At 45.1% G+C, this 7,947-nt stretch carries 6 protein-coding genes; all 6 read right to left on the reverse strand.

Annotated features, from left to right (window positions below; all coding sequences use genetic code 11):
- Positions 1-31: 31 nt before the first annotated feature.
- Positions 32-2,479: a S8 family serine peptidase gene (locus AWH61_RS19230; RefSeq protein ID WP_014977494.1), complete on the reverse strand. Its 2,448-nt coding sequence runs from the start codon at positions 2,477-2,479 to the stop codon at positions 32-34.
- 223 nt (positions 2,480-2,702) lie between these two features.
- Positions 2,703-3,245 (reverse strand): hypothetical protein, encoded by a 543-nt coding sequence (locus tag AWH61_RS19235; protein WP_014977495.1) that lies wholly within the window; start codon positions 3,243-3,245, stop codon positions 2,703-2,705.
- A gap of 108 nt (positions 3,246-3,353) precedes the next feature.
- Positions 3,354-3,971, reverse strand: coding sequence for an ankyrin repeat domain-containing protein (locus AWH61_RS19240; protein WP_075177947.1), 618 nt, complete (start codon positions 3,969-3,971; stop codon positions 3,354-3,356).
- A 150-nt stretch (positions 3,972-4,121) separates the two neighbouring features.
- The gene (locus AWH61_RS19245) at positions 4,122-5,738 is read right to left on the reverse strand and encodes a catalase (RefSeq protein ID WP_456251762.1); all 1,617 of its coding nucleotides are present in this window, start codon (positions 5,736-5,738) and stop codon (positions 4,122-4,124) included.
- Positions 5,735-5,911, reverse strand: a complete 177-nt coding sequence (locus tag AWH61_RS20185; RefSeq protein WP_155279885.1) for a hypothetical protein — start codon at positions 5,909-5,911, stop codon at positions 5,735-5,737. The genes AWH61_RS19245 and AWH61_RS20185 overlap by 4 nt, the downstream gene beginning before the upstream one ends.
- A 260-nt stretch (positions 5,912-6,171) precedes the next feature.
- Positions 6,172-7,524: an alkaline phosphatase PhoX gene (locus AWH61_RS19250; protein WP_075177949.1), complete on the reverse strand. Its 1,353-nt coding sequence runs from the start codon at positions 7,522-7,524 to the stop codon at positions 6,172-6,174.
- Between the last annotated feature and the right edge of the window lie 423 nt (positions 7,525-7,947).

Genomic DNA, 7,947 nt, shown 5'->3' on the forward strand with positions numbered 1-7,947 from the left:
GAATGTTACAACCGGCCCTCGCCTCAAAGGACTAAAGTTCTGTGTATTGCGTTAGGATAAACGCGGCTTCGCCTCTTGATACCCCATTTTGTGGATTAAAGAAGGCTTTAAGCGTAGGCTGTAGGTCAAATGGACCTTGCTCTACTTTTACTTCTACCTGCATTAGCCCTGCAGCCAGTGCTTGTTGAACATAGCCGCGATACTCAGGAGCAATCGCATCGGTGTCTTCAACTTCCACCGCTTCACCAAGAACAATTGCGATAACCTTCTGAGAGTCAAAGCTTTGCGCTGCATCTTCAAGACCTAATGCTTGAACCATTGAGTACGCCATTTCTTCTTTGCTCACCTGCATGTTGCTACCAAAGAAGTCACCATCAGCTTGCATTACGGGCTGAGTATTCATCTCTAAATCTCCCAACACCGCACCTGTCGCTGTCGCAGAGTTTACCGCTGCAGCATTTTCTGCACTCACATCGGTGTAGTTAACTGTGTTACCGTCGTTTGTTTGACGAAGGTTTGCACTAAGCGCCAACGTATCAGCAAGCTCTACACGAGTTAGTGGTGCGTCTGGCGCAAACCCACTTTCTTTTGCATCCATTAGCTCATTAGCAACGACGTATTCAATGAAAGGTTTAGCGGGATGACCTACTGCATCATCAATACCGGTGTAACCTGATGTGACTAACAAGCGAATATTCACATCGTTAGTGCCAGGGATACCCACACCGTTTGTAACACCTAGTGGGTCAACTGACACACCACTAATGCTACCAATTCCGCGGCTATATAGTTTCCATGTACCCGGCATACCCGGCGCAGCTGTGCCAACAGAAGAGCCTAAAACAGGTAGGCCGATACCAGAGCCATAACGGTTGCCTGCTGGATCTTCCAGTACAAACGCCGTAGCCGTTTCAATTGACGCGCTCGCCACCACCATAGATACGTCAGACGTTACTTCAAACTCTTCTACAGGTGACTCACCAACAGGTAGGTAAGTCGTAGGTAGCGTAAAGCTATCGCCTTCAGCAACATTAGCAAATGCGTTAAATTCGCGATTTTTCTTCACGGTATCGCCGAATACTTCTTCACCGTCAAGCACTGCAGTTACCGCAGCATAAGCGTTAACATAACCAGCGCCCACTTCCCACTCGTCCATACCTGCCATTGGTGTTGCGGTTTCCTGAAGAATACGCTTCACATCTTCCCACTGAAGGTTTGGATTTGCTTCTAGCATTAGTGCAACAATACCAGACACGTGCGGCGCAGCCATTGAAGTACCGCTAGATACGGTATAAAACGGTAGGTGTTGTGGTTCAATCATTTCAGCGTCGTCAGCTGCACTTAAACCGCCTAAGCTAGACAGTGATGCACGAGCAGAAATAACGTCTACACCTGGCGCCGTTACGGTAGGACGGTCTTCCCACGTGAACACTTCACCATCAACAACCGCTTGTCCGCCTTTTCCGTCGACACCGCGAGAACTAAAGTCAGCTAGCTCCCCTTGCTTGTTGCCCGCAGCCACTGTAATTACCCAAGGTGCTTTTTTGAAGTTACCGGTAATTGTCGATTCGCCTGGGCCTGAGTTACCTGCCGAGAACACGGTAATAATACCGTTGTCAGCCAGTGCTTTAGTCACAACGTTTGTTGGATCATCTGGATTAAATTCTGTACCTACATCGCCAGTGTTACCGAACGAGTTAGAAATAACACGAATGTTATAATCGAACTGGTGTGTTAACGCGTAGTCGAAGCCACCGATCGTATCTAAAATAAATAGACCTGCGCCCGAGCCATAACCAATGATGTCTGCACCGGGTGCTACACCTGCATGCAAGCCACCGCTCTTGGCGCCATTACCGCCTACTGTGCCTGCCACATGCGTTCCGTGACCGCCTAAAATATCGGTGTTAGATACGTTTTCTTGGTATGTAATCGGTAAAATGCCGCTGTAGCTGTTTAAGTTTACTTGCGCTAAGACGTTTTGAACTACGTGATCAGGGAATGCTAAATCACCGTGTGTGCCGTCAACACCCGAGTCGTTTACTACTACACCAATGCCTTTACCTGATACCGGCATGCCATTTATGCGAATGTCACGGTCAGCCTGTAGTGCCTGTACACCCGTAATTTGGGTAGACTCATGGTTTTCTAGTTCTAGTGGGTCGTTGTTCCACACTGACACCACATCATCGCGTTGATAAAGCGCTTCAACTTGCTGTTTGTTGGCTAACACACCAACAATAGGCACGTTACGTAGGCTAACACCTCCAGTGATACCTAACGATTCAAGTGCTGTAATTTGTTCTGTTGTGGCAGGTCCCTTACCTTCAAATGTAACAATAACTTGTTGTAGTTCTAGTGGCGAAGCCGCAAGCGCATCAGCCAATGTTTTATCGAAAGTTTTTGCATTCACCATGCTCGCTGGTAGGGCACAAGCAATAGCTACTGATAATACTGTTTTGTTATTAAGGAACTTCATAATACACCTCTCTTTGAGTACCCCTTGAGTATTTAACAACCAAAGAAGCAAAACTATGGGGAGTTCCCCCTATTCGATGTAATTTATAAAAGCGTTGAAAAAGCAGAAACTTAAAAAGAAAAAAGCCCTCACAAAAGGAGGGCTAAAAACACCAACTATCGAGAAACATAGATATGTTGGAGGGAACGAACGAGGTACCAGAAACACATTAACTTAAAAAGGATTACTGTTTGCGCTTTCTCATTGAAGTAAACGCAAACAGAATTAGCATCGCAGTGGCAAAAGAAGCAGGTTCACTCACTTGAGTTGAGCCATTATTAGATTCAACAGTTTTAACTACTTGAAACAAGCCACCCGCACAGCGGTCGCCACCGTCAAAGAAAACACAGGTGTCTGTTTCGCCTAGACCGGCTAAACCTGAGCTAATAGTGAATTCGTAGGGAACGCTTGAATCTTCAATGTAGAACTCAAATCCTTCACCGCTTTCATCACCAAACACACCATTATTTAAATCAACTACTGCAAATTCAGCGATGTCTTCTTCTAGAATGTTGTAAGAGACGTTATCGAACTTTAACTGAAAGAAAAACGATAGCCATGTATTCATATTGAACTGGGTTTCGTTTTCATCAAAGGTGATTTGCCCAATTAAGCTGGTTTGGTCAGCTTCGTCACCTAACACTAATCGTGTGAAATCATAGGTAATTACGCCAGCGAAAGAAGGCATAGAAAACAGAACGAACACAGCGGCAATTAATGACTTCATAGTAAACCCACTTCTAAATTCTTATGGGCTTAGTATTGAACTTAATGCATTGAATACAAATAGGGAGTTCCCCCTAGTTGTATTCAATGCTATCTAATATGACGTGGTTTAATTAGCGTTTTGTTCGCGTAGTACTTTTGCTAGTTCGTAATTACCTTGCGAAAGAGCGATATCCGCTACCGAATTACCCGCTTTATCCATGTGAGCTGGGTTAGCCCCTTTATCGATAAGCGTATTGATAATTTCTTGTCTATCGAAAAGGCTTGCGAACATCAACGCCGTTTGGCCTTGCTCGTTTTCTTCATCTATATCGCAATCGGCAAAAACCAATTGCTTAGCTACACTGACGTGACCTTTAAATATGGCCCCCATAAGTGCGGTGTTTCCGCGGTTGTCTTCTTGACATGGGCTGGCATTAGCTTCGCTGATAAGAAAGTTCACGGTGTCGGTATGCCCATGGTACGCCGCAAGAATAAGCGCGGTGTAGCCTTTTTCATCGGCCACATTAACATCTAAACCGGCTTGATAAAACGCACTCAGCATGGCGCTATCACCTTCCCGCGCTGCATCAAAATAACGTGCTTTCAAGGTCTCCATATTAGGCCTAGTTGCACTTTGTTGAGTATCAGCTTGAGTGGTTGCGTCACTTACCGCACTCGTATAAAAACTGGTGAAGGTGGCAACGACGAACAGTGCTGCCGTAAGTGTTTGCTTTAAAAAAGACATTGTGCCCCCTTACTGGTAAATCTAAATTTGGTTACTACAAAACTGTTTTCAGTAAAGCTGTTACAGAAAGATTGTTAAAGAAGAATTGTTTGAGAAAAATGGGAGTTACTCAACACTGTGATGTAACTCCCAACCCTATTGCTACTTAGCTTATTGCATTAGTGCGGTTAGGCTTTCAGCAACTTGCTTTGCTTTAGCGGCACGTGCAGCTTGCTGTTCCATTAAGTCTTTCGCCGTTTGACGAACTTTAGACATTGGTGCTTTCGCTAATTTTGCTACACCTGCACCGTAGTCTTTATCAGCGTTGTACATATAAGCACTAATAATGACGCGAATTTCTTCTTCAGGCACCGATGCCAACGCACCACCTAAGTTACTAATTAGGTTTTTCTGACCTTCTTTAGTTAGGTTTCTGAAAAACTCACCCGCTTGCTTGAAGTTCTGTTCTTTGTAGAACGGAATTTGTTGCGTCATACCTGCAAGCGGTTTGCTTGAGTAACGGAACGCTGGATCTTCGTTAAGATCAAGACGTCGACTTGGCTGATAATTCACGTCGCGCGCAGTGCTAGTCGTTCGAAGCTGACCATGCTGTTCGTGGTTATTAATAACCGCATTTTTAGGTGAATTAACCGGAATGCGGTACGCGTTTACACCTAGGCGATAGCGCTGTGTATCCGCATACGAAAACAATCGACCTTGAAGCATTCTGTCTTCTGACGGCTCAATACCAGGAATTAAATTGCTTGGTGCAAATGCCGCTTGTTCAGTTTCTTCAAAGAAGTTATCTGGTACACGATTAAGCACTAGACGACCAATCTTTTTAGCCGGCACAAGCGATTCAGGCCAAATCTTAGTGGTATCAAGTGGGTTAAACTCAAAATCATCCAATTGCTCTGGCTCCAGCTCTTGTAAATAAAGATCCCAAGACGCTGTTTCACCTTTTTCACCAATTCGCGTGTAGATGTCGGTAGTATGCGGCTGCATATCCATTCCCTGCACTTTCATGGCTTCTTCATTGGTAAAGTTCTTTATTGGCTGGTTCGACTTCCATGTGAACTTCACGTACTTGTAATTACCTTCGTCATCAACAAACTTGAAAGCATGTACACCTGAACCATCCATATTTAGATAGCTTGCCGGTGTGCCGTAGTCAGAGAAAAGCATAGTTAACGTGTGCGTTGACTCTGGTACGTGCGAGAAGAAATCAAAAATGCGCTTAGGCTCTTGCTTGTTCGTTACCGGCGATGGTTTAAATGCATGCACCATATCTGGGAACTTGATTGCATCGCGAATAAAGAAAACCGGGAAGTTGTTACCGACGAGATCCCAGTTACCTTGTTCGGTGTAAAACTTCACCGCAAAGCCACGCGGGTCACGCAGCGTCTCAGGTGACAGATGACCATGTACTACCGATGAAAAACGAACAAAAACGTCGGTCTTTTTACCCGCTGATTGAAACGGCGCAGCCAGTGTTTCATCTGAAAGGTCGACCAGGTTTTCATAATATCCGTAAACGCCTGTACCACGTGCGTGAACAACGCGCTCAGGAATACGCTCGCGGTCAAATGCCGCTAGCTTTTCAATAAGGTGCGAATCTTGTAGTAAAACCGGTCCCCATGGGCCTGCTGTTTGCGAGTTTTGATTATCGCCTACGGGGGCACCATTTTGACGTGTTAGTGTATCGGCGCTTACGCCTAAGGTAAGCATACTGGCAGCTACGCCGCCTAGGACAAACTTAGTTAACGTTGATTTCATTGAGGTTCTCACAGCTGTACTCCCACATGAAGGTTGGTACGAGGTTTAGGGGCTTTGACTTCTACGCAAACTTGGTCGCCATAATAGTTATCAGCGTAATTGCATTGCGTTCGAATGGGTTGATTAGTTGTGGAGGAAACACGGTGGCTATTCGCCGTTGTTAGCTTTTTTAATAGTGCGCTCATTTGGCTCTCCTTCTTAAGTTGAGAGCATTATCATTAATTGAGCAAAACTATTAAAACGGGTTAAAACGATTCAAACAATTAATTTATTTAATTATAAAGATACTAGCTAATCGAGAAAAGGCATGAAAGTAAGTAAATAACGCGTGACGAAAGAAAGGTCGATAGAAATTTGCAGTTCACACTTGGGGGATAACGGCGCCGTTTTAAAGTAATAAGAATAAATGACGCCAGTTTACTAGATAACCCTTAATATCTGCTCTCTAACCTTCAAGCCATGGCCCGGTTATAGCTAAGGTCTTCGTTGGAGAGTAAATATTCACGAAAAGCGTATTGCCGTCAGGCGAGAAACACGCGCCGGCAAGTTCAGTTTGCGCATGGAGCTTTGCAAAGTTATACACTTCTCCATTTGGTGTAACACCGCGTAAGTGATTATCAACAATATCAGTATATTGGTCTTCGCACACCAATAGATGCCCGTTTGGACATACGGTTAGGTTATCGCCGAAGTTATATAAGTTCTTGTCTTCACTTTCTAAAAATAGCTGAAGCTTGTCTTGTTTACCATCTGCAGAAGGAACAAGTTTCATCACCTGACCGAGCTGCTTTTGGCCACCATTAGTACAGCAAAAATAAAGCTCATTTTCCCCCCAATGTATACCTTCACCGCGAGCGAATAAGGCAGCACCTTTCTCATATCCTCTAGCGCGTAGGTCATCGTTCGGGCTTTCTGGATTGTCTAATGCTATCCACTCAACGTCGAACCACGTCGCCAATGGCATAGTTGTGGAACTCCAGTTACGTGTATCAAACTGAGGTTTGTTTTTTACTACCAGGGCTTCTAATTGGCCGCCAGCTGCCAAGTTAGCGTACTCGTTAGGTACAAAGCGATACAGCAAGCTGTCACCCTGATCTTCGGTAAGGTAGACAACACCGGTTTTGGGGTCGACACAAGCCGCTTCATGATTAAAACGACCCATTGCTTTAAGCGGTTTAGCTTCAATGAGTGAGTCAGCGTTTGCGGGGACTTCAAAAATGTAGCCATGATCTTTGCTTACCACATCGCCGTTCGGGCCATGAGGTCGGTCTACAGATTCTTCACAGGTTAGCCACGTCCCCCAAGGTGTAATGCCGCCCGAGCAGTTTCTTACCGTTCCAACAAGACTAATAAACTCTCGCTCTACCTTTTGCGTGGTAAGGTTGTACACCATGGTTGTGGTGCCGCCTGGTAAAGCAACCCCACTATGATAGTTGTCGTAGGCCAACTCGCTAGTATGCTTTTGAATAGACTTTGGCTGAGCACTTAAGTGTTTGGGGTGCAGTTCGTGGTTACGTATTAGCGCAACCTTGTCGCTAGTACCTTCTATAGGAAGACACCCCATGCCATCCGCTCTGTCAGGTACATGCATACCATCAGACATGCTATTTCCAAGGCTTGATATAACCTTATAGCTAAAGCCTTTAGGTAAATCGAGCAGCTTTTGAGGGTCGGCGATTAGTGCACCATAGCCTTCACTAATCGGCATAGACGCCAAATCCAACTTTTTACCAAAAGCACTGCTAGCTAGGCCACCAAATGCCAAAGAACCCACTAAAAACTGGCGTCGTGTAATCATGAAAATCTCGCAAAACTGATAAACAGAGCATAGTACCCTTTAATTGTTACAGTATCACAACAAAGGCGTTAAATTTCCACTTCTTCGCTTCATGCTTATCTTATACCGATAGAGGGGAGTGAATGCTGAGCCTCTTTAATTCCGACAACGCATGGTGCGATTCAGGAACTCTTACATAAAAGCGGGGATGGGTTCGCGGCGTGTTATTACCCTCTCACCAAGCTTTATAGATGCCAAAGGGGTGGCGCTTATTCAATCTAGAACTCTCAGCAGCAGGGACGCTGCTGCGAAGCCGCCATGGATGGCTTTACGGCGTGTTTCAGAGGGCACAACAATCACGAACTAAATCGCAGGCATAAAAAAAGCGCACCTAAGTGCGCTTTTTTTGGCTTGTGTTGCTAAGTCTAGATTAGTCTAGGATCT

The organism is Alteromonas sp. W12 (assembly GCF_001924945.1).
Taxonomy (GTDB): domain Bacteria; phylum Pseudomonadota; class Gammaproteobacteria; order Enterobacterales; family Alteromonadaceae; genus Alteromonas; species Alteromonas macleodii.